At 36.0% G+C, this 23,262-nt stretch carries 25 protein-coding genes and 1 riboswitch; of the genes, 8 read left to right on the forward strand and 17 right to left on the reverse strand.

Annotated features, from left to right (window positions below; translation table 11 throughout):
• Nucleotides 1-355: 355 nt before the first annotated feature.
• The 8 genes from AABL52_RS20230 to AABL52_RS20265 form a co-directional block, all read right to left on the reverse strand.
• Nucleotides 356-1,138, reverse strand: coding sequence for a DeoR/GlpR family DNA-binding transcription regulator (locus tag AABL52_RS20230; protein ID WP_341518274.1), 783 nt, complete (start codon nucleotides 1,136-1,138; stop codon nucleotides 356-358).
• A 40-nt stretch (nucleotides 1,139-1,178) separates the two neighbouring features.
• Nucleotides 1,179-2,363, reverse strand: a complete 1,185-nt coding sequence (locus AABL52_RS20235) for a saccharopine dehydrogenase family protein (RefSeq protein WP_000862147.1) — start codon at nucleotides 2,361-2,363, stop codon at nucleotides 1,179-1,181.
• Nucleotides 2,360-3,457 carry a 2-aminoethylphosphonate--pyruvate transaminase gene (gene phnW / locus AABL52_RS20240; protein ID WP_098258837.1) on the reverse strand — a complete coding sequence of 366 codons (1,098 nt, stop codon included), beginning with the start codon at nucleotides 3,455-3,457 and terminating at the stop codon, nucleotides 2,360-2,362. The genes AABL52_RS20235 and phnW overlap by 4 nt, the downstream gene beginning before the upstream one ends.
• Nucleotides 3,458-3,472: 15 nt before the next feature.
• Nucleotides 3,473-4,267 (reverse strand): phosphonoacetaldehyde hydrolase, encoded by a 795-nt coding sequence (gene phnX / locus AABL52_RS20245; RefSeq protein WP_341518275.1) that lies wholly within the window; start codon nucleotides 4,265-4,267, stop codon nucleotides 3,473-3,475.
• 21 nt (nucleotides 4,268-4,288) lie between these two features.
• On the reverse strand, nucleotides 4,289-6,046 hold the full coding sequence (locus tag AABL52_RS20250; protein ID WP_341518276.1) for a putative 2-aminoethylphosphonate ABC transporter permease subunit: 1,758 nt from the start codon (nucleotides 6,044-6,046) through the stop codon (nucleotides 4,289-4,291).
• On the reverse strand, nucleotides 6,047-7,048 hold the full coding sequence (locus AABL52_RS20255; RefSeq protein ID WP_000006173.1) for a putative 2-aminoethylphosphonate ABC transporter ATP-binding protein: 1,002 nt from the start codon (nucleotides 7,046-7,048) through the stop codon (nucleotides 6,047-6,049).
• 20 nt (nucleotides 7,049-7,068) lie between these two features.
• A complete protein-coding gene (locus AABL52_RS20260) occupies nucleotides 7,069-8,145 on the reverse strand; it encodes a putative 2-aminoethylphosphonate ABC transporter substrate-binding protein (RefSeq protein WP_000750910.1) in 1,077 nt (358 codons plus the stop codon).
• Between the two features lie 228 nt (nucleotides 8,146-8,373).
• Complete coding sequence (locus AABL52_RS20265) at nucleotides 8,374-8,526, reverse strand: hypothetical protein (protein WP_000240799.1); 153 nt, start codon at nucleotides 8,524-8,526, stop codon at nucleotides 8,374-8,376.
• Nucleotides 8,527-8,673: 147 nt separating this feature from the next.
• On the opposite strand from AABL52_RS20265, the gene AABL52_RS20270 reads away from it, so the two are divergent.
• Nucleotides 8,674-9,009 (forward strand): DUF3905 domain-containing protein, encoded by a 336-nt coding sequence (locus tag AABL52_RS20270; RefSeq protein WP_002070938.1) that lies wholly within the window; start codon nucleotides 8,674-8,676, stop codon nucleotides 9,007-9,009.
• A gap of 38 nt (nucleotides 9,010-9,047) precedes the next feature.
• Here AABL52_RS20270 and AABL52_RS20275 read toward each other — a convergent pair whose 3' ends face one another.
• The 5 genes from AABL52_RS20275 to phaR all read right to left on the reverse strand — a co-directional run bounded on the left by AABL52_RS20275 (nucleotide 9,048) and on the right by phaR (nucleotide 14,256).
• The gene (locus AABL52_RS20275; RefSeq protein WP_001204690.1) at nucleotides 9,048-10,397 is read right to left on the reverse strand and encodes a TrkH family potassium uptake protein; all 1,350 of its coding nucleotides are present in this window, start codon (nucleotides 10,395-10,397) and stop codon (nucleotides 9,048-9,050) included.
• A 23-nt stretch (nucleotides 10,398-10,420) separates the two neighbouring features.
• Entirely contained in the window at nucleotides 10,421-11,614 is a 1,194-nt protein-coding gene (locus tag AABL52_RS20280) for an NAD(P)/FAD-dependent oxidoreductase (protein ID WP_341518277.1), read from the reverse strand.
• Between the two features lie 94 nt (nucleotides 11,615-11,708).
• Nucleotides 11,709-12,794 (reverse strand): class III poly(R)-hydroxyalkanoic acid synthase subunit PhaC, encoded by a 1,086-nt coding sequence (phaC, locus tag AABL52_RS20285; RefSeq protein ID WP_000206842.1) that lies wholly within the window; start codon nucleotides 12,792-12,794, stop codon nucleotides 11,709-11,711.
• Nucleotides 12,795-12,877: 83 nt separating this feature from the next.
• On the reverse strand, nucleotides 12,878-13,621 hold the full coding sequence (locus AABL52_RS20290; RefSeq protein WP_000250414.1) for an acetoacetyl-CoA reductase: 744 nt from the start codon (nucleotides 13,619-13,621) through the stop codon (nucleotides 12,878-12,880).
• A gap of 152 nt (nucleotides 13,622-13,773) precedes the next feature.
• A complete protein-coding gene (gene phaR, locus AABL52_RS20295; RefSeq protein WP_000566960.1) occupies nucleotides 13,774-14,256 on the reverse strand; it encodes a polyhydroxyalkanoic acid synthase subunit PhaR in 483 nt (160 codons plus the stop codon).
• A gap of 198 nt (nucleotides 14,257-14,454) precedes the next feature.
• Here phaR and phaQ point away from each other — a divergent pair, with 198 nt between their 5' ends.
• From phaQ to AABL52_RS20330, 7 genes are all read left to right on the forward strand, one after another.
• Nucleotides 14,455-14,907: a poly-beta-hydroxybutyrate-responsive repressor gene (phaQ, locus tag AABL52_RS20300; protein WP_000903018.1), complete on the forward strand. Its 453-nt coding sequence runs from the start codon at nucleotides 14,455-14,457 to the stop codon at nucleotides 14,905-14,907.
• A gap of 42 nt (nucleotides 14,908-14,949) precedes the next feature.
• On the forward strand, nucleotides 14,950-15,474 hold the full coding sequence (phaP, locus tag AABL52_RS20305; RefSeq protein ID WP_000448585.1) for a polyhydroxyalkanoic acid inclusion protein PhaP: 525 nt from the start codon (nucleotides 14,950-14,952) through the stop codon (nucleotides 15,472-15,474).
• Between the two features lie 101 nt (nucleotides 15,475-15,575).
• Nucleotides 15,576-16,019 carry a MaoC family dehydratase gene (locus AABL52_RS20310; RefSeq protein WP_001067917.1) on the forward strand — a complete coding sequence of 148 codons (444 nt, stop codon included), beginning with the start codon at nucleotides 15,576-15,578 and terminating at the stop codon, nucleotides 16,017-16,019.
• Nucleotides 16,020-16,166: 147 nt separating this feature from the next.
• Entirely contained in the window at nucleotides 16,167-16,352 is a 186-nt protein-coding gene (locus AABL52_RS20315; RefSeq protein ID WP_000241212.1) for an alpha/beta-type small acid-soluble spore protein, read from the forward strand.
• Between the two features lie 114 nt (nucleotides 16,353-16,466).
• The gene (locus tag AABL52_RS20320) at nucleotides 16,467-17,786 is read left to right on the forward strand and encodes a TrkH family potassium uptake protein (RefSeq protein WP_000822324.1); all 1,320 of its coding nucleotides are present in this window, start codon (nucleotides 16,467-16,469) and stop codon (nucleotides 17,784-17,786) included.
• Between the two features lie 38 nt (nucleotides 17,787-17,824).
• A riboswitch (yybP-ykoY riboswitch) is annotated at nucleotides 17,825-17,990 on the forward strand.
• Between the two features lie 90 nt (nucleotides 17,991-18,080).
• Nucleotides 18,081-18,875: a TerC family protein gene (locus AABL52_RS20325; RefSeq protein ID WP_000383310.1), complete on the forward strand. Its 795-nt coding sequence runs from the start codon at nucleotides 18,081-18,083 to the stop codon at nucleotides 18,873-18,875.
• Nucleotides 18,876-19,078: 203 nt separating this feature from the next.
• The gene (locus AABL52_RS20330; RefSeq protein ID WP_341518278.1) at nucleotides 19,079-19,930 is read left to right on the forward strand and encodes a formate/nitrite transporter family protein; all 852 of its coding nucleotides are present in this window, start codon (nucleotides 19,079-19,081) and stop codon (nucleotides 19,928-19,930) included.
• Nucleotides 19,931-19,957: 27 nt separating this feature from the next.
• Here AABL52_RS20330 and AABL52_RS20335 read toward each other — a convergent pair whose 3' ends face one another.
• The 4 genes from AABL52_RS20335 to AABL52_RS20350 all read right to left on the reverse strand — a co-directional run bounded on the left by AABL52_RS20335 (nucleotide 19,958) and on the right by AABL52_RS20350 (nucleotide 23,250).
• Nucleotides 19,958-20,269 carry a cyclic-phosphate processing receiver domain-containing protein gene (locus tag AABL52_RS20335; RefSeq protein WP_341518279.1) on the reverse strand — a complete coding sequence of 104 codons (312 nt, stop codon included), beginning with the start codon at nucleotides 20,267-20,269 and terminating at the stop codon, nucleotides 19,958-19,960.
• Nucleotides 20,270-20,283: 14 nt separating this feature from the next.
• Nucleotides 20,284-21,006, reverse strand: a complete 723-nt coding sequence (locus AABL52_RS20340) for a prepilin peptidase (RefSeq protein WP_098258833.1) — start codon at nucleotides 21,004-21,006, stop codon at nucleotides 20,284-20,286.
• Nucleotides 21,007-21,118: 112 nt separating this feature from the next.
• The gene (locus tag AABL52_RS20345; protein ID WP_000147206.1) at nucleotides 21,119-21,829 is read right to left on the reverse strand and encodes a LutC/YkgG family protein; all 711 of its coding nucleotides are present in this window, start codon (nucleotides 21,827-21,829) and stop codon (nucleotides 21,119-21,121) included.
• Nucleotides 21,829-23,250 carry a LutB/LldF family L-lactate oxidation iron-sulfur protein gene (locus AABL52_RS20350; RefSeq protein ID WP_000061923.1) on the reverse strand — a complete coding sequence of 474 codons (1,422 nt, stop codon included), beginning with the start codon at nucleotides 23,248-23,250 and terminating at the stop codon, nucleotides 21,829-21,831. Before AABL52_RS20350 ends, AABL52_RS20345 begins: the two co-directional genes overlap by 1 nt.
• Between the last annotated feature and the right edge of the window lie 12 nt (nucleotides 23,251-23,262).

Consider the following 23,262-nt stretch of genomic DNA (forward strand, 5'->3'; position numbering starts at 1 on the left):
ATCTCATTATCATTGTCAATGATAATATTACATTAAGTTTATATTTTCATAGATAAAAAATAAAAAGCCCTTTATTCAAAGGGCCTTTTTTCCTATCGTATGAAGAATTTCACTTTTTTCTTTTTCATTAATAAAACCAATTTTTTGTAAAATATTTGCATACAATACAAGTTTATTATATATCCGTTCTGACATGCTTCTCCCTTCTTTCCTTCGACCAACTTTTTTTGTATTGGTAAATTATATGAAAGAGATGAGAAAATGTGTCCACTTTTTGCATAAATCCAAATCTTTTATCCCGCTATTTGCGGACAGTAAAACTCCCACCTCATAATCAGGTGGGAGTTCAATTTAGTTAGCAAATTGTCCATTGAATATTATGCCTTTTGACTTCCTCTTCAAAACTATAAGGCATTTGCTTATCACAAATTACATGTTGAATACGCGAAAATGCTGCTATTCGGTAATTTCCTTTTACCCCTATTTTTGTATGATCACATAAAATATATGTTTTCTCCGCTAATTTCATCATCGCTTCTGACAGTTTTGCCTTTTCTAATTCAAAACTAGAAACCCCAAAACCGGGTAACAATCCATCAATCGAAACGAATGCTTTATGAAAATGAAATTGCTGGATTACTTGCTGTGAAATAGATCCTGACACACGTGAGTGCTTTGGAGATACTTTTCCGCCAATAAATAAAACTTCACCGTGAAACATCTTTTTATTAATAGAAGAAATTAATTGTGTCGCTACTGGAAATGAACTTGTTACAATCGTTAAATTTTTACGATGGACAAGATATGGAACCATTTGAAGTGGTGTACTTCCGTCATCAATCGCAATCACATCTCCATCTTCCACAAACGTTGCTGCTTTATACCCAATTCTCTTCTTCTCTTCTATATGTAGCATCTCTCGTTCTAACATCGGTGCCTCTATTCCAGCTCCTGGAAGCTGGACGGCACCACCATACACTTTCTTCAACTTCTTTTCACGATCCAATTCTTCTAAATAACGGCGAATCGTCTCTGTTGATACAGCAAATTCTCTCGCTAACTCTGAAACTTTTACTTTCCCTTTAAACTCTACCTTCTCAAGAATGGTTCGCTTTCTTTCTTCACCTACTACAGACATAGCCTCACCCCATTGATTTCTACCTCATAAACTACCTTACTTATACAAAGTTATAACTTTCTTTTTCAGTAAAAACTTCTTCATGAATATGAATACCACGCTTTACTAGTTCATCAAAAATAATTTGTGGCTTTACAAAAGCTTCCTCAGGTGTCACAACCCCGACTTTATTTACATTCCCATTTGCGATTAACTCTGTAGCAATCCCAAATGGAATACCGACGTTTCTTGTATAAGCTCTTAATTTTTCCCATCCTACAACAGATCCATCAGATAACGGGTGTGTATGATATAATATGTGCCTTTGTTTCTCATTATTTTTCATACCTATTACTTCTACATGAAGTGCATAACCGTAAATTTCTGTTTCTTGTCCCTCTTTCGATTGCAATAAATACTTCGAAATACAATCCATAATGCCTATTTCTTCCCCATTTATTTCAACTTGATCATTACGCAATATACCGTAATCATATAACGCACGTACGAGTTGCATATTTTGCTTTGGCCAAGTCCCTCTCGTCTCTATCAGTTTGACGCCTTTATTTTTCAGTGCTTTTGCTAACGTAATCGTTTCAGAATGCGGGATTATATACTGCGTTGCCTTACCATAAGGCGCCGGTAATTCAATTTCTCTCGGACGCGCAAACGGAGGTACTTGCTTAAACTCACCATCTTCATACACTGTACGTGATGGTAAATGTGGATCATATTCATATGTCGTTGTTTCTGTAATTGATGCAGAAAAAGCAATCGGACGATACGAACCGTGACTGACACGAACTGATTCTACAGTATCTAGCTGATTTGCTGCATGCATTGCCATCATTTGCGTTACACCTGGCGTCATACCAAAACCAGGTAAACATGTTTTTCCGTTTTGAACAAATATAGAATGCGAGTCATTTTCTTCACCAAATCCATTCAAATTCACACCGTGACAGCCTGCTTCTGCAATACATCGAGTTGACAAACCATTTAGCTTTATCGTCGTGCCATCCATTACAATGTCATAGCCCTTCATTTTTGCAACCGTATCCTCATGATTTGTTACATCTACTTTCACAAAATCAACACGAGGATCGTTGAGCCATTCTACTACTTTCAGGCCCTCTTCTTCATTAAAATCAGCTACTGTAATCGTCTCAAAAGATGAAAATTGCACTAAATCTAAAATTGCTTCACGACAAATTTTACCTGCACCACCTAAGCAGAATACTTTCAACCTATAACAACTCCTTTAGCAATACTATCAACTAAGCGATTGATATCTGCCTCATGTACATCACCGATATTTCCAATACGGAATGTATCTACTTTTGAAATTTTACCTGGGTAAATAACAAAGCCATCACGCTTTAATTCATTGTATAATTGCCCAAAATCAAACCACTCTTCTGGATAAATGAAGGATGTAATAATAGGCGACTGATATTTTTCATCTACTAGTGACTTAAATCCGATTTCTCTCATTCTATTCACTAATAGTTTTTGATTGTTATAATATCGATTGTAACGAGCTTTTACTCCGCCCTCTTTTTCTAATTCAAGTAGTGCTTGATAAAAAGCGTGTACAACATGTGTAGGTGACGTAAAACGCCATTTACCATTTTGATTTTCCATCGTCTCCCACTGATCATATAAATCTAATGATAATGAACGTGCCTGCCCTTTGCATTTTAACAATTCATCGCGCTTTGCAATAACAAAGCCAAACCCAGGAACCCCTTGAATACATTTATTCGCACTACTAACTAGAAAGTCAATTTGCAACTCAGCGATATCTATTTCAATACCACCAAAACTACTCATTGCATCAACTAGTGTTACTTTTCCATATTGCTTCCCTAATTTACATACATCTACAATTGGATTGATAATACCTGTTGTTGTTTCACAATGAACAACTGCAATATGTGTAATCCCTTTATCTTGTTGTAATATCTTTTCTACTTCTGCAATATTAGTAGGCTCCCATTCTTCCGTTTGACTAACCACCACATCTATATGTAACATCTCTGCCATTTGTACAATTCGCTTACCGTACGCACCATTTGTACAAACAAGTAACTTTCCATTTTTAGGAATAACGGAACCAATTACTGCTTCAACTGAAAACGTACCGCTTCCTTGCATGAGAACCGTCGTATATTTCTCTTCTTCCTTCGTTGCTAACGATACAAGTTTAGCTCTTACATCTTGCACCATCGTGTTATATTCAGCATCCCACGTACACCAATCGTATAACATAACTTCTTTTACCGTTTTTGTTGTCGTTAATGGTCCTGGTGTTAATAATAAGTAGTGATTTTCAGTCATGATCCTATTCCCCTTTTATGAAATAATAAGTTCTTGTTTCTCAATATGTTCCATTACGCTTTCGAGTTCCTGCATCGTTTCTATCGTAAAGTGCGCCCCATTTTCAACGAAACAATTGCGAACTACTTCTATTTTTTCACGAAGTTCTACCGAATCCATATTCTCCACTTCCTCTTCCGTTAAACCGAGCTCGCTACTGCCCAGAATTACACCAACTGTCCACATTCCAGCATTTCTTCCCTCTTTCATATCCGATACCGTGTCTCCAACTTTTATCATATGATTCATTGGATATACATCAAGTTCCATCGCATTTTTATAACACATCCACGGATATGGACGACCCGCTGGAACATCATCTGGCGTTACAAGAAAATCAGGTTTATACCCTTGTAGCGCTGCTTCTCTTGCTACAATATCCATCATTTCACTCGTATAACCAGTCGTTGAACCAATTTTAATTCCTCTTTCACGTAAAGAAGCAATCACTTCTTTTACTCCATTAATCGGCGACGCATAGCGCGGTAAAATAGCGAAGAGAATCTCTTCAAATTCTTCATACATCTCCTGAATATCTGCTTCTTTTGGTAATTGTCCGAAAACACGATTCCACTCATTCGCAATACGAGGCATCTCTGTTAATGCCCTAACATGATCAATTTTCAATAACCCCATTGGCTTACGAGCTTCTTCTGCAGTAATTTCAACACCGCGTTTATGGAAAATCTCCATAAATACTTCCAGTGGTGCAAAACATCCATAATCAACTGTCGTACCCGCCCAATCAAAAATAACTGCTTCTATTTTCATTCAATCCATCACCCTTCTTATTTATCTTTTTTGCCATTGTGAAGTTCGGTTACGAAGTGCTTTCGTTCCCCATTCATATACAACTCTTACTACAATATTTGTAACAACAATAAGTACACTCATTGCAGCTGCTGGTGCTACATTTCCTGCATCATCCATATTTACAATTGATACGGCAGCTAGTTTAAAATCAGCTGCGTATAGGAATACGACTGCCGAAACAGTTACCATTGAATTTACGAAGTAGTACATTACCATTTCTAAAATCGCCGGTAAACACATCGGTACTGTTACTCGAAAGAATGTTTTATAAAACGGAATTCCCATCGACTGTGAAACAAGTTCAAACTCTCGATCTAATTTCTTTAAAGCTGTCGTTGCCGTAACAAATGTTACAGAATAAAAATGAATGATATTGACTAGTACTAGCACAACGATTGTTCCGTATAGAGAATGAAACGGATTCGTTACGGAAAGTCCAAAGATTTGTATGGTTGGTTGACTAAAGAAGAAGACATACCCTAATCCAAGTACTAAACCTGGTATCGCTAAAGGGACGATAGAGAAAAAGTAACCTGCTTTTCGGAAAAATTGTAGCTGATCTATTTTCTCAATTGCATAAGCGAACATAAATGTTAAAACAGCCCCAATAACCGCTGTGATTGCTGAAACAATTACGCTATTTTTAAACGCTTCAAGTCCATCTCCTGTTAAACTAGAAAAGTTAAAATGCTCAAATGTAAAGCTCATATTATATGGCCATACTTTCACACTTGCCGCAATACCAACTGCCACAAATAATAGAATGATCATAAGCGTTACTAAACTACAATATACGAATGAAATAACATCTCGTTTCTTATTATTTATTATTCTGTAAGGTACTGATTTGGAAGATAAGAGATTCGCCTGCTTTCTTTGCGTAATGCGATCAATTGCAAATGCAAATATAGCAGGGATTAATAAAATCATTCCGACAGTTGCACCCATCGGCATATTTTGTTGTCCAATTACTTGCTTATATACATCAGTAGCAAGTACATTATATTGTCCACCAACAATTTTTGGTGCCCCAAAATCAGTGAAACTAAGTGTAAACACAACGAACATCGCACTAATTAATCCGTACTTTACACTAGGTAAAGTAACAGTGAAAAATTGCTTTGTTTTACTCGCTCCTAACATATTAGAAGCTTCATATAAACGATAATCAGAGCCTTGAAAAGCAATTAATAATATAAGAAATGCTTGCGGAAATGTATACATGACCTCAGCCATCACAATTCCTACTGGTCCATATAAAGGGATTTGTATCCCTTCAAACAAGCCAAACATTCCTTTCGTTACTAACCCTTGATTACCAAATAAATATGTCAGTGCGATACCGTGCATCATCGTTGGTGCGAATAGTGGTAACAACGCGACATATTGAAATACACGCTTACCAAACACATTCGTACGAGCAATCGCATAAGCGTAAGCGAAAGCGAGTGTCACTGCAATAATTGTTGTCGCGCCCGAAATCCATATCGTATTTTGTAATGATTGAACTAGCGTTGGTGTTGTGAAATATTTACTGAAATTCGCAACACCAACGAAAGCTCCATCTTTATCGTAAAAAGCTTGTGTAAACAATTGTAATAGGGGTAATACAAGCATGATCAAAAAAGCAAGAAGCATACCAATAATTAATAGTCTTTGTATCCACTCTTCTTTACCAATACGTCTCTTAATCTTTTTTTTCGTACTTTCTACCCTGAAATTTTCTAACATCTCCATCTATACAATGACCTTCTTTCCATATGACAACATATGATTTTCTGAGAAAGAGATTTGAATCGGCTTTCCTTTTCTAATAGCGGTTTTTTCAACCTCTGATGCCAATATATCCACTACAATTTTCTCATTATAAAGATGTGTTTTCTCTTCTACGACTCGCACTTCTGTCCGATATACAGATCCACGAAATTCCATACTTTCCACAACCGTTTTAATACCATCATTTTGTACAATTGTTACATGTTCAGGACGAATTGCATGTTCTTCATTATTTTTCGAAAAGAAATTAATAGAACCAATAAAATCTGCCACAAACGGATTGGCTGGTCTTTGATAAATCTCCTCTGGTGTTCCAATCTGCATAATTTCCGCATGATTCATTACAACAATTTTATCAGCCATCGTTAATGCCTCTTCTTGATCATGCGTGACCATAATAGTTGTTACTCCTACTTTTTCTTGCAAATCACGCATTTCTCTACGTAACTTTTCACGTACTTTTGCATCTAAAGCAGATAACGGCTCATCCAGTAACAAAATATCCGGAGATAGAGCGAGCGCACGTGCAAGTGCCACTCGCTGCTGTTGTCCACCAGACATTTGAGCAGGATATTTATCTTTTACATTCAGTAAATCAACTAGTTCTAACGCCTCTAGCGCTTTCTCTTTTACTTCTGCTTTTCCATATTTTTTTGTCTTTAAGCCGTATTCAATATTTTCAAGTGCTGTTAAATTCGGAAATAATGCATACGATTGAAACACCATTCCGAAGTTCCTCTTTCCAGGAGGTAATGCTGTAATATCTCTTCCATCCACAGCTATACTACCTGTTGTTGCCTCTTCTAACCCTGCTAAAATTCGAAGCAATGTCGTTTTCCCACAGCCACTTGGGCCTAATAAACATACAAACTCATTTTTTTTCACAGTAAAAGAAATATCTTTTAACGCTGTAAATGCATCAAACTGTTTTTGAATGTGTTGAATTGATAAATATTCGCTCATTTTTTCTCTCTCCCACTCACTTACTTTTTCGGTTCTGCTTTTTGGCCAAACTCTTTTTCCCATTTTTCTAAAATTTTGTCGCGATTTTCTGCTGCCCACTTAAAGTCATTCTTTTTGTATAACTTTTCTGTTACATCTTTAGGGAATCCATCTGGAAGTTTATAATCATTTTTAATTGTCGCAAATCCATTTTTCTCGAAGTATAACTTCATTACATCATCAGTAATCGCCCAATCTAAAAATGCTTGCGCTAATTTTTCATTTTTTGCATTATCTTTTTTAATAAGTGCGTTCGCTTCTACTTCCCATCCTAATCCTTCTTTCGGCAATACAACTTCAACTGGTGCACCTTTTTGTTTCTCTTTCAAAGCACTATAAACCATTGATACGCCCACTGGATATTCACCTGCGCCTGCTAATTTCGCTGGTTTTGATCCTGAATGAGTATAAGTTGCCATATTATCATGAAGTTTCTTCATGTAATCCCAGCCTTTATCTTCACCCATAATTTGTAACCATGCAGAAACTGTTAAAAATCCTGTCCCAGAAGAAGCCGGATGTGGCATAACAAGCGTTCCTTTATATTCTGGTTTCGTTAAGTCTTCATATGATTCTGGCATCGGTAAATTTTTCTTCTTTAATTCTTCTTTATTTATAGCAATCCCCGTCATAAATGCCGTATTACCTACCCATTTTTCTGGTTGCTTATCATCTTTAAATTGTGGAAGAACACGATCTGCTCCTTTTGGAGAGTATCCTTTTAACATATCTTTTTTATCTAAAGCTAATAGACTAGACGCTGCTGTTCCCCATACAACATCTGCTTGTGTATTTTTTCCTTCAGCTAGCAATTTCGCTGTAATAACTCCAGTTGAATCACGAACAATATTCAGTTTTACATCTGGATACTTCTGTTTAAAAGAATCAAGATAAATTGGTACAAGTTCTTCTTCAATCGCTGTGTAAACTGTTAATGATCCAGATAACTTATCATCTTTCACTTTTGCCCCAGCACTTTCTTCTTTCTTTGCACCACACCCCATTAATAACGAAAATACCATTCCAGTTGCTACAGCTTTAAAGATTGTTTTTTTCACTGTCTCTCTCTCCTTTTACAAATCTTATGTACAATTCAAATATAAACAACTAGTGTAAAAGCAGTATTAAACCAACATTAATCTTTTGTTTGTTGTTTGTTTTTGTGTAATACGTTGCTACTTCTATGTTTTTTCGCATTTTTCTGCTAATAATGAACTCTAAATTTACAAATAATTAAAAAAACCTTTATAATCCCACAAAAAAATGAGGCGTTTGTAAAAAACGCCTCATTTTTGTTTACCTTTTTTTGAATTACGATTTGCATACTTCGCGCTATTTTCTCCTTCATACTCTAATGCAAATTCTGCATCTGGTAAGCTTTCTTTCGGAGTTTTATTATTGTTGATTGCCGCATTTTGTTTTACTTTTCTTTTTACCAATACATTCACCTGCTCTCAAAGATTCACTTTCTACTCTAGTTTGAAGCAAGCTGAAATAATTATTACTGGCAAGTGTTAACAAGTACATAAGAGCCGCTAGATGGAAATACTACCTATGAAGAAAGCATTATAAAAGGAGCGATTATTTTGAAGAAAAAAGATAAAATTCAGTCACCAATTTTAGATGAAACGCTCCCGCATCAAATGAATTTTCCATCTTTTAAAGGAACAGGAAAGAAGATGCAACAACCTTTCATAAATCAATATGACGTCGTAATCGGAGACAGTAAATATGATTCCGAGAATAGTCCACTTCACAATTGGACTGATGAAGTAGACCCTGCCATTATGGCTGGAGAAGAATGGATTCATCCTACAAATGATATTGGGTGGATTTCAGAAGAAAATCAAGAGTTGCTAAAAAAAGAAGTGGATAATAAGAATGACGCTTTTATGCATCCGCAATTTGGCATTAACGACTAAAAAACCATTCTACCTAACATAGGTAGAATGGTTTCATATTATCCAATAATAATTCGCTCTTTCGGGTATTTATAGCGAGGTGGCTGTTCTCTTCCACCACTAGCTAATATGAATGTTAAAATACCGACACGCCCGATAAACATAAGTACAATGAGCACAAGTTTACCAACCGTTGTTAAATCTGGCGTAATACCTGTCGATAGTCCTGTCGTTCCGAAAGCAGAACACACTTCAACAATCAAACTCATAAGCGGTACATTTTCCGTAATAGATAAAATAAAGAGTGCCGTGGCACATAATAAAATCCCCATCGTCATAACGACAGATGCTTTTAGCACGTCTTCTTCATGTAACTGACGTTTGAAGACTCTGACCGTTCTCCCGCCTCTTGCAAAAGTGTATAACGATAATATACTAACAGCAAATGTTGTTGTACGTATTCCGCCCCCAACCGAACTTGGAGATGCCCCTATAAACATTAATATACTCATAAATAAAAGCGTCGGTTGTGACAATTCACGTATATCCATTGTAGCCAGTCCACCACTTCGCGTCGTCACAGATTGGAATAATGTATAGAAAACTGTTTCATGCCATGACTTTCCTGCTAAAAAATGATTTCGTTCTAGTAAAAAAATCATAATTGTTCCAACGATAACGAGCGCAAAAAATGTTGTTGTCGTCAATTTTGTAAATAACGAAAAACGAAATAGTTGCTGTCTCCTTTTACTAAGGAATTGCTTTACTTCCATTAACACTGGGAAACCGATTGCTCCTAAAATAATAAGTAACATATGAATCATTTGCACAATGTAATCTTTTTTATACGGAATTAGCGATTGTCCTGTTAAATCAAATCCGCCGTTCGTAGTTGCACTAACAGCCGCAAAGAAACCATGAAAATAAGCTTCTTGCCAAGTTGGAAAGTAAAGTAAGAATCTTGTACCTAATAATATTGCTCCAATAAGTTCTATCGAAATAATTACAATTAAAATAGAACGCATCAATTCTACAAGGCCTGATAAATTCCCTTGATTATGGTCTGCCATAATGAGTCTTCTTCTCTGCAAACCGATCTTTTTCCCCGTTATAATCCAAACGAATGTACCAAGCGCCATAATTCCTAAGCCGCCTAATTGTAAAATAAGGGCTAACATAATAATTCCTGCTGTAGTAAATGTATCTGAAATCGTAACAACAGACAATCCCGTAACACTTACCGCACTAACAGATGTAAAGAGGGCATCGATAAATGTCCATTTCACACCAGCCTTCGTAACAAACGGGAAACTAAGCAATATCACCGATACAACTACTGCTAATAAATAAAACAAAACAATGAGTTGTACAGGACGTAATTTTTGTAAAAACTTTTTTATATCTCTCATTCCATCACTTCGCTACCTTTTTTCTATCGATTAAATAAAGAAAAATCTTCACTTTCTTTATTTGTAAATAACTGCTCAAATAATTTGGCAAATACCATTCCATACACAGTTCCATTACCTCCATATGGTAATGCGTAAAACAAATTATGTATCTTTTTGTCTTCTTTTAAAATAGGGAGACCATCATGACTACCACCAAATGCTGCCGCCCAATAGTACTCTGCCTGTATATTCTTATACTGAGGGAACATCTCTTTTACAATGTTAATAAGGATGTCACGCTTATGCAATAATTTCGTATCACCAATTGTTTGAATTTGCATCGCTTCATCTAATCCGCCTACAATAATGCGATTTTGATATGTTCGAAAATATAGGTAAGGCCGGGCTGTTTCCCAAATTAATGATCGTTCGTGCCAGCCTTCAAATGAATCTACCTTATTTGTCACAACTGCATAAGATGTTTCCACTGTTGTATTTTTTTCTTTCTTTCCGAAAAGTGATTCATAACCTGTCGCCATAATAATATTATTTGCTATAATTTGATTTCCTGTTTTCGTGTAACAAATTAAATCATTTTGGCGTTTTTTTATATGTATGGCCTCTGTATGCTCAAGTATAGTAGCTCCCATTTGATTTGCTTTATGCAAAAGGCTATGCGCTAATAAATACGGATTCACCTCGGCATCACCATGCGTATATAACGCTGCTTGTTTTGTGAATGAATACTTCTTCTTCATATGTGAATCGGTAAAATATTCAACCGGGAATCCATAATGGCGTAACGTATTATATTCTTCTTGTAAAAACGATACATCCTCATTTCTACTTGCATAATACAAACTACTTCGCGGAATAAACTGGGGATCAATATCGAGAGTCGGTACAACTTGTTCCATTGTTCGTAACGCTTCGTAACAAAGCTTATATGCTCGTACCCCTTTTTTTTCACCAAATGTATGGATCAGTGAGGTTAACGATTTATCATGAAGAAATTGGAGTAAACCTGTATTAGCAGCTGTGCTACCACATGCGATTGCTCGTTTTTCAATGAGCGTAACACGCATTCCAATTTTCGCTAACGAATACGCTATATGAGCACCTGCTTCTCCGCTTCCGACTATAAGCACATCACATATCATATCATTTTCTAATGATGGATAACAAGGTATAGAAACGCCTGTATTCCAAAACAACTTACCAGTCATAAGGTTCATAATTATACTCCTAAAATATAAATTTCTCCTTTCTATGTTTTGTTATTTCCCATAAAAAAATCCAACTAACATACGCTAGTTGGATTTTTTATTTTTAATTAGAGCGCTCCTCCAGCCAATTTCCAACTGTCGGATATGTTTGTTTTACCGCTGTTCCACCGTAAACGATCGACATATGTCCCGTTGGTAAACATACATATTGTTTATCTGTGCTAGAAATATGATCTAGCAACGCTTCTACTTGGCATGGCAGTGCGATATGATCACGTTTCGCAGAAATATTTAAGACATTCGCCTTAATATTTGCAAGGTCTACCTTTTGTCCGCGAATAACGAGTTCACCTTTCACTAATTTATTATTTTGATAAAAATCGCGAATCCATTGTCTATACGATTCACCTGGGAATGGTATACCGTCACCAACCCACTTTTGAACTAATTTCCAGCTTTCGACGAAGCGCTCATTTTCAGAACGATCGAGTAAAGCGACATATGGACCTACAAAGTTTGTGATTGGTTTTAACATCTTATTTCCGAAATCAATCATTTCTGGTGGAATATTTCCGAATGTATCAACCGCTTTATCTAAATTGAAATATTTCTCATCTAATAAAGGACCGTATAATCCTGTTTCAGAGAAATCAAAAGGACTTGTCATAAAGATTAAGTTGCGAATTGGCATGTGTGGATGAAGTGCTGCATAAATAGAAGTTAGCGTTCCACCCATGCAGTAACCAAGTAAAGAAATCTCGTCCGATTTCGCAGTACGCATTACTTTTTTCACTGCTTTTGCAATATAGTCGAACACGAAATCATCAAATTTCAAATGACTATCTTCTAAACCAAATGTGCCCCAATCAAGCATATACACATCAAAACCACGATCTACTAAATATTCCACTAAACTATTTCCTGGAGTTAAATCCATAATATACGGTTTATTAATAAGCGCGTATATTAATAAGATTGGAACTCTCTGTGTTTTTTCTTGTTTTGGAATGTAACGATACAGCTTCGTTTTATTCTTCGTCCAAATAACTTCTTTTGGTGTTAAACCAACTTGTGGTTCTGGTTCGCGTAATAAAACTTCGCTCGCTCTTTTCACACGGCGATATGCTTTACGATATTCTTCTGGGTACAACTCCAATTGCTTTTCCCATTCCGTTACGAATGTAGTCATTTTTCTATCTCCTTTTTGGTCGATTTCTTTCTAAAAAAAAGAAGTGCATTCCTGCTATGGATATGCACTTTTTTCTTACTTCATTACATGTATAATCCGCCGTTAATGTTTAATTGCTGACCTGTGATATATGCACCGTCACGACATAGGTATACTACACCTTTTGCAATTTCATCAGCTTGACCAAAACGTTTTTTCGGGATTTTCGCAACGATTTTTTGACGTACTTCTTCTGGTACTTCTGCTACCATTTCAGTATCAATAAATCCTGGGCAAATTGCGTTTACAGTTACGTTTGTTTTTGCAAGTTCTAACGCTAATGATTTTGTAAATCCTAACATACCTGCTTTTGCTGCAGAGTAGTTTGTTTGTCCAAATCCACCAGCTTGACCAATAATAGAAGAAATACTAATGATTCTTCCTTCTTCAGCTTCTGTTATGTATGGAAGTACAGCACTAGTCGTATTAAATACGCTGCTTAAGTTCACGTCAATTACGCGCTCCCAATCTTCACGATTTAACTTTTTGAATGTACGATCTCTTGTAATACCAGCATTATTAACAAGAATATCAACTTTACCAAAATGATTCACAGTTTCTTCTACAAGTCGGTTTGCATCTTCTACTTTCGAAACATCCGCTTGAACTGCATAAACGTCATGTCCTTCTTTTCCTAATTCATTTACTAAGTTTTCAGCTGCTTCTTTACTGCTGTTATAGTTAATAACTACTTTCGCTCCCTCTTGTGCTAATGCTACTGTAATTGCTTTTCCAATTCCTTTTGCCCCACCTGTTACGATTGCTACTTTGCCATTTAATTGAACCATTTCTTTTCCCCCTTAAATGAATTTGTGAACGATTGTTATGAATCATTTTGGTACTCATATGAATAGAGTCCATATATTAATTATGTTTCGTTGTTTATACATGAAAAAGAGATTCTCCCTTCCCTTTTACACGTTATAAACAAACGCTATTATCATTTTTTATTTTCTGGCTTATTCGCAGGCTTTACTTCTTCTTTTACAGGTACTTGTAGTTTCGCTAGAACTGCATTTTGCTTTTCTAGCAATTCCAAAATTTGATCAACTTTCGTTTCTAATGTGCGAATATCTTGCTTTACTTTCGTAACATCACGCTTTAATGTAGGGGCTTGTCCTAATGAATCCACTTTCTCTTCTAGAACTTCCTCAATGTTATCAACTTTATTTTCTAAGTTAATAACAAGCGTAGCTACTCTAGCGATATCCTCTTTTGTAGGCACATTCACCTGTTCTAAATAACTTTTTGTTGTATCATTTAACGCTTTTTGATAAAACAAATTCAAGTCTAGAACGCTACCCATCCAAGCAGAATATTCTTCTGTTTTAATTGTTTCATTGAGCGCTTTTCCCCAAAATGTTTCGGTTTGTTCATAAGCATTTTTCCATGCTTGCAATGGATCGAATTTTTGATCAATCACTTCGCCTACACTCCCTTTTTTGTTTTTGAAACAATTCAACCTATTCACTATTTTCTAATATTCTGAATAAAACTTCAAGTCTATATTTTATTTTTCTTTATTTTCCAATAAATGTGTTGACATTAAAAACAGATAGGTGTAAATTGCACTTATAAGCAAAAAATTCCATCTAACTGATTCATGAGGTGATGCACAATCATGCTACATAATGAACCAGAACACCCAGAAAGTTTGGAAAAAAACCAAGCGAAACAACCAAACTCCATGCCAAAAAACTTCTTAGTTCCTTTCTTACTTCTCTGTCTAAAAGACTGGAGTCTTCATGGTTACAAACTCATTCAAATGCTAATGGACATCGGCTTTTCTTCTGTTGACCAAGGTAATGTGTATAGAACATTGCGCAAGTTAGAAAAAGAAAACCTTATTTCTTCTACTTGGGATACAAGCGAAGGCGGGCCAGCGAAACGAATTTATTCTTTAACAGAATATGGAGAGCAATATTTAACAACATGTGCGACTTCTTTTGAACATTATCAAAATATGTTGCGGACGTTTTTTACGTTATACACCAATGCATTCTTTCCATTTTCTACTTCTCCAGAAAAGGATGAAAAGGATTCTTCATCTTCACCTGGTGGTACAGCAGAGTAATCTGCGTTCACAATATGCAAAAAAACATTTGGAGGTCAAACAATGGAAACTAAGCCATACGAATTAGTCGATGCATTTTGGAAAAACTGGTCTCAATCTCTTTCCCTCTTCTCTTCAGCTGGGAAACAATTAGAGCAACTTACTTTAGAAACTTTAAAACAACAACAAGACGCTTTGCATAAATTAACATCAGGAGTAGATGAACTAGAAAAAGAACTACAACAATTCACTGCTCAGTTCAATAACCAATATACAGATTACGTGAAGCAATTAACTGGAAATTCCTTAAATGATCAAATTAACGAGTGGCAAGGCAAATGGAATGAACTTTCTACTCAAATGCACCAACTTACTGTTTCTCCTACGAAAACATCTTTGTCTATTCTTACTCAAACTAGCGGTCAATTTGAAGAAACAACAAAACAATTTATCGAACAACAACAAGTACAACGTGAAGAGGTTCAAAAACAGTTAGAAGTTTTTTTGGGAGAGTTCAAGTCCAAACAACTAGAACTCGCAAAGCAGTTCGAGGAAAACTCAAAAAATTTATTTACTTCCATCAAGTAAGGAAAATGTGGGAGCTAACTGCAGCACAAACAAAACTCTTTCTTCCTCCTACTACATCAAGATGGCTGGCATTTTTCGATATGGAAAAGAAGGAGGCCCAAATGAATCCATTTCAAGAAGCACAAACTGTTCCGGAGCTTCGTTATGATGAGATTCAAGTCGGTGATCAAGCATCCCTTACAAAAACGATTACGGATGAAGACGTTATCAATTTTGCAAAATTAACTGGAGATGTGAACCCTATTCATATTTTAGATTCTTTTGCAAAAACGACAATGTTTAAAGAACGTATTGCTCATGGCATGCTCGTTTCCAGTTTCATTTCGACGATCCTTGGAACGAAACTCCCTGGCAAAAACACGATTTATTTATCTCAAAACGTTTCATTCCGTGCTCCTGTCAAAATTGGCGATACACTTCGCGTTGTGGCAGAAGTCATCAAAAAACGTGACGATAAAAAAATCATTACGTTGCAAACAAACATATATAATCAATCAGGTGATATTGTCGTGGAAGGTACAGCGACAATACTGAAAAAAGAGTAGCAAATTTGCTACTCTTTTTTCTATCCAATAACTTCTAATCACACCGATTACTTCCGCGTATGAGTACGTCGTTTCCACATAAAATAATGTTACCAGTTCAGATAAGTACTTAGCTGAACTGGACTACTCATAAGGATGTGTATCAACATGGTAAAAACAAACAAATTACTAGTTCCAGGTGCAGAACAAGCACTTGAACAATTTAAATATGAAATTGCACAAGAATTCGGTGTTAGCTTAGGTTCTAATACAGCATCTCGTTCTAACGGTTCAGTTGGCGGTGAAGTAACAAAACGACTTGTTGCTTTAGCTCAACAACAATTACGTGGATAATACTATAACATATGGCTTAGAGGCAGATATTCTCTGCCTCTTTCTATTTTTAACATACATAATCGTGTTTTTTCACATACTAGTAAGAGCAAACTGAAAGGAACGATATGTGACATGAAACGGATTAACATTCGCATGAGTCCTCCCCGTGTTCTTACTTTTTCTTTTATTATGTTATCAATTATCGGTACATGCTTATTAAAGCTACCAATTGCTACAACAACGTCTATTTCATGGCTCGATGCTTTATTTACAACTGTTTCTGCTTGCACAGTTACAGGGCTTGGTGTTGTGGACACGGGGAAAGTATTTACCTTATTTGGCCAATGTGTCATTTTAACTCTTATACAAGTGGGCGGACTTGGAATTATGAGTTTTGCCGTTTTAATTGCGATTATGCTTGGCAGGAAAATTGGTCTTCAAAACCGAATTTTACTGCAACAAGCGTTAAATCAAACGAACATTGGTGGCGTCATTCGTCTTGCCAAAGCATTATTTTTATTCTCTTTTACAGTCGAATGTATCGCTACTTTGATTCTTTCTTTTGAATGGGTACCAAAATACGGTATTGCTAAAGGGATCTATTATAGCTTTTTTCATTCAATCTCTGCTTTTAACAATGCTGGTTTTTCTGTGTGGAGCGATAATTTAATGTCCCATTCTCATAGCATTCTGGTCAATCTCGTTATTTCTTCCCTCATTATTTTAGGGGGGATTGGTTTTACAGTAATTATAGATATAAAAAGAAAGAAAAATTTTAAAAACCTTACATTACACTCAAAACTTATGCTCTCTTCTACTCTAATCGTCAATATTATTGCGACTATTTTTATTTTCATATTCGAGTTCCACAATTCTCTTTCTATGAGAGGATTTACCCCATTTGAAGAAGGAATGGCCGCTTATTTCCAAGCGGTTTCAACGCGTACCGCCGGGTTTAATACCGTTGATATTTCTGCATTATCAAAACCTTCTCTACTATTAATGATGCTCCTTATGTTTATTGGCGCTGGTAGTGCTTCAACCGGTGGTGGAATTAAGTTAACAACCTTTTTAATCATGTTTTTTGGGGTATTTAAATTTTTACAAGAGCAAGATGATATTGTCGTGTTTAAAAAATCTATTAAAGATACCCTCATTGTCAAATCATTGACCATCACTATTATTTCCATTTCATTTATCTTTTTTGCTATTTTAATTTTAAGCATTACTGAGCAAGTTCCTCTATTGATGAGTGCTTTCGAAGTATTTTCAGCATTCGGGACTGTCGGTCTTAGTATGAATTTCACACCACACTTAACTATGATTGGAAAAGCTATTATTATCTTTATGATGTTTTTCGGGAAGATGGGACCTTTAACATTGGCTTTTTCATTTGCACGTAAAAAGAACCGAAAAATAAAATATCCGAATGAAGATATTTTAACAGGTTGACAACCGTATAAATTATCCATATAATGAGAGTACAATAGCATATCTCCAAAGGGGAGTAGCGTCCAAGAATATTTCTTGGAAACAAAGTCGTCATTACGTAGAACTTAGTTCTTCCGGCTTTGTTGGCATTTTCATTACATATGTCTAGCAAGACCTTTGCCTATTAACGGCAGAGGTCTTTTTTGTATTCATTACCAAATTCTTCCAAAGTTAATAGGCAGGAGTATGGGGAAACTAAATAGTGGGGAAATTCTTCACTTATTTAGTACTTATAGAAATGAGAGGAGAATGTACATGGATGTATCATTATTATTGGAGTATGGTTGGGTATTACTCATCCTAATTGCACTAGAGGGGATTTTAGCAGCTGATAACGCTCTTGTTCTTGCAATTATGGTAAAACATTTACCAGAAGAAAAACGAAAGAAAGCACTATTTTACGGATTGGCGGGGGCATTTGTTTTCCGTTTCGGATCATTATTTATGATTTCGTTCCTAGTCGACGTATGGCAAGTGCAAGCAATCGGTGCCATTTACCTTATGTTTATCGCTGGTAATCACTTATTTAAAACGTATGTTAAAAAGAATACGGATGAAGACACAGAAGAAAAAGAAGCAAAGAAAAAACAAGAGAACTTTTGGTGGACTGTATTTAAAGTTGAGGTTGCTGATATCGCCTTCGCAGTTGATTCAATTTTAGCTGCTGTTGCATTAGCAATGACTTTACCGAAAACAGGATTAGGTACAATTGGTAGTCTTGATACTGGGCAATTCGTTGTTATCTTTGTAGGTGGACTTATCGGATTAATCATTATGCGATTTGCAGCAACTGCTTTCGTACAAATCTTAAAACGTAAGCCAGGACTTGAAACTGCAGCATTCTTAATTGTAGGTTGGGTTGGTGTGAAACTAGCAGTCTATACATTAGCACACCCTGCATTAAATGTAATTCCGCATTCATTCCCAGAATCTACGCCATGGAAGCTTACATTCTGGATTGTATTAGTTGGAATCGCAGTTGGCGGTTGGTTCTTCTCAAAAGAAGTAGAAGTAAAAGCAGAAAAGAATTTAGACGAAAAAGCGCTGTAATTACAGCGCTTTTTCCTTTTTCCCTTTCCCCTCTCAATGTCCAGAAAAAATTCCATTATACTACCTTTTGTAAGCGTTTTCTCAATGCATGTATGTCCTTTTTGTGAAACATTGCACAAACTTATTGAAACTAAGACCGAATCCATGTAGTTTATTCATATAAGGAGTATTTATAGATGATGTACTAAAGGAGCGTATTACTCATGCTAGAACAAGGATTAGATTATGTTGTCAAACTGGCTAAGAGCAAAAAACAAATGCTAGATACAAACCCGATGCAATATTTCATTCGTGCCGCACTTGCGGGTATTTATATCGGTTTTATTATTGTACTATGTTTTAAATTAGGTAACTTTTTTCACATTGCAGATTCACCAGCAACTTATTTAGCTGCTTCTATGTTTTTCGGAATTGCCCTCGTACTAATTATATATGGCGGCGCTGAATTGTTTACTGGAAACACAATGTACTTCACAGTAGCAACTTTAAGAAAAGAAACAACAATTTCTGATACACTTCGTAACTGGGTCGCTTGTTATGCAGGGAATTTAGCTGGAGCTTTATTCTTTGCCTTACTATTTTATGCAACTGGAATTTTCGAAGCAATTGATCACAGTCATTTCATGAATAAAGTAGTAGAAGGAAAAATGAATACACCTACAATGCAATTATTCTTTAAAGCAATTTTATGTAACTGGCTTGTATGTCTTGCGTGTTTCTTACCTTCTCAAGTGAAAGGTGATACAGCAAAAATTATGATGATGATGCTACTCGTTTTCACATTCTTCTTATCTGGTTACGAGCATAGTATTGCAAACTTATCACTGTTTGCTTTATCTTTAGTTTCACCGCATCCGGAGACAATTTCTTTTGCAGGTGCTATTCATAACTTAATTCCAGTTACAATCGGTAACATTATTGGCGGGTCTGTATTTGTCGGTATGGTATACCATTACTTAACAAAGAAAGTGCCCGACGTGAAACAAGAAGAAACTGAATTAGTATCAGCTCAACAAGAAGAAATCATTCCGTTACAAGCACATATGAAACATTAAAAACTCCAAAGTTTTACTTTGGAGTTTTTAGCTCCCCACATATTTAACAACAAGGTGAGGATTAATTTCCCCTTCTTTCTTCCCCTTATTAATCCTCTGTTTCATCTTGTGCATACCGATGACATCATTCGTATGAAGGTGCATTTCATTTACATATAAACCCTCTTTACAAAAAGCCTCTACAAAATCTAATCCATTTCTTTCTCCCCATCCCATATTAAAATCAAGGGAAAGAATATTTACCTCATAATCCCGAACCATTTGCAAAGCACATTCTACTGTAGTAGCGGGTACATACCCGTACGGACAACTCCTTTGATCATCCATATATACATCCATGTTCTATCCCCTCTCTATTTTGTATACGTGACCAACATGTAACATATTGCTCCAAGGCTAATAAAAGGACCAAACGGAATTTGGCTCCTCATTTTCATACGTTTTAATACTATACCCACTCCAAAGAAACAAAGACTAAAGCAAGATGCTAAAAATAAAATCATAAAAATCCCTTTCAGTCCCGCTATAAATCCAAGCAGCGAAAGTAATTTTATATCCCCTCCACCAAGCCCTTCTGGATATATCTTCTGCATGCAATGTAACAAAATGAATATAACGCCACTACCAACTATACTATCTGTCCAAGTGACTAACGGTACAAAAATACATTCTAAAATGAGTAAACAGGCAAACCAAGCTAAAATACGATTCGGGATTAACATATATATGTAATCTGTAACTGAAATAATAAGAAGTAATGAAAATAGCGATAAAATGATGATAATCTCTCGTTCCATCCCAATCATATATACAGTAAGAAGAAATATCATTCCTGTTACAAGTTCAAATACTACGTACAAAATTGAAATCGTCCTCTTACAATTCTTACAACGTCCCCTCTGTATACAAAATGAAATGATTGGGATCAATTCTTTTGGCTTTAGCACATACTTACAATAATGACAATGTGAACGCGGGGTAATGATAGACTCACCTAGTGGGACTCTCATCGCAATTACCATAAAAAAAGAACCAAACACCATCCCCACTAACAATGCATATAAATAAGTGAACATCCCTTCCTCTCCTTTCCAGAAGAACATAGCAAAAAAAGGAGAGAAATTCTACTTCATATTATCTCTATTCTATTAAAAAAGCAGGCCATTTTCTGGCCTGCTTTCCCCTCTTTTATACGATGAAATATACTGCTTTTAATGGTCCATGTACTCCGACAACAAGATTCATTTCAATATCTGCCGAGTTACTAGGCCCTGTAATAAAGTTAATACAAGATGCCACTGTCTCGCCATTTTCTACACGTGTGTTCATATCCTGAACTGCTTGTGTAATACGAGGCACAAGTGTTTCACGTGGAATAATAGCAAAGTATACAGTCGGTAAAAAGTGTAAAGAACGACCTTGACCTTTATGACTTTGTACAACAATCGTACCAGATTCAGCTAAAGTATAATCACTAAATGCGATTCCAATATTCGCTCTTTCTGCGATACGCATATTCTCTTCTTTTTTCTCCGGATCCCATACATTCACTTCAACATTTTGCTTTGGAAGCTCTTCTTTAAATAAAGAAGTCAATCCATAAGAATCAAAACGTTCATCTGCCGATAACATAATAGGTCCCCCGCCGTTTTCCACGATTACTTTTTGAATATCTTCGCGTAAACGGTCGTTTGTCGTTTCCACTACAGTTGTATGAATGTTTGTACATTGATTTTTAAATACTTCTAACAATTCTTCTTGTGAATAATCTTTTAGCGTTTCTACATTCACATTACTTTTCCATGCTGGACGCTTTACGCCTTCCGTTTTCCGCTCACGTCCAAGTTCTTTTGCAATATTATCTAGAAAGGACTCACGGTTTTGAATTAATCCTGTCATTATTTGTCCCCGCCTTTCTTATGATCTTTATACCAATCACGGAATCGTTCTTTACTTGGAGCTGGGAATTCACGAATATCTGTCCAGTTTTTAAGTGGCCCAACACCTTTTGATACACGGTTACCAGATGTAAATGGACTCATTGCTGCTGGTGCCATTTTTGATCCCATTTTATATAAAGCAGCTGAAGAAGCACCCATACTAAACATTTTCATTGCTAATTTTTCTGCAAGTGGAGCACGTCCTTCTTGCTCAACAATTACTTGACGATGTTTTAATAACAAATCATGTAGTGGTATTTTTACTGGACAAGCTTCTGTACATGCTCCGCATAAACTAGATGCATAAGGAAGCTCTTTGTAATCGTCATATCCGCCTAAAAGTGGAGTTAATACCGCACCGATTGGTCCTGAATATATAGAGCCATATGAATGTCCACCAACGTGACGATATACAGGACATACGTTAACACAAGCAGCACAACGAATACATTGCAATACTGATCGGAATTCCGATCCAAGAATTTGAGATCGACCATTATCAACAACAACTAAGTGGAATTCTTCAGGTCCATCTACTTCCTCTTCTTGAATTGGTCCCGCTACAGTTACATAACTTGTTAATTTTTGCCCGACTGCACTACGACATAGTAAACCAACTAAAACATCTAATTCTTCCATTGTCGGAACCATACGTTCCATACCCATTACTGCAATTTGAGTTTTCGGAATCGACATAACAAGATCGGCATTACCTTCGTTCGTTACTAAACAAAGAGAGCCAGTATTTGCAACAGCGAAGTTACAACCTGTCACACCAATTTCCGCATCCATAAATTTCTCACGAAGTTGTTTACGAACAAACTTTGTCATTTCGTATGGATCATCAGAATTTTCATAGCCAAGTTTTTCTTTAAATACATCACGAATTTGTGCTCTATTTTTATGAAGTGCAGGCGCAATAATATGTGAAGGTGGATCGTTATCTACTTGCAAGATATACTCTCCTAAGTCACTTTCTAACACTTCACAGCCAATCTCTTCAAGGGCATGATTCATACTAATTTCTTCAGTTACCATTGATTTTGATTTTACAACTTTCTTCGCTTGTTTCTTTTTTGCAACGTCTTGAATATACTTTGCTGCTTCCTCTTTCGTTTTCGCAAAGTACACATGTCCGCCTCTTTTTGATACATTTTCACTTAACTGCATTAAGTAATAATCAAGATTTTCTAACGTATGTTGGCGAATTTGTTCACCTAGTTCACGCCACTCTTCCCAATTTCCTAATTCGTCCGCTGCTTTTAAGCGATTCGTATATAAGCGCGTTTGTGCAGAAGATACTGCTCCACGCATAAACGAATCTTGAATTCCATCGCCAACGCGATCATTAAATTTTTTCTCACTGATTTTCATAGACATAGCTTATGTTCC

This window comes from Bacillus paramobilis, assembly GCF_038096195.1.
Classification (GTDB): domain Bacteria; phylum Bacillota; class Bacilli; order Bacillales; family Bacillaceae_G; genus Bacillus_A; species Bacillus_A mobilis.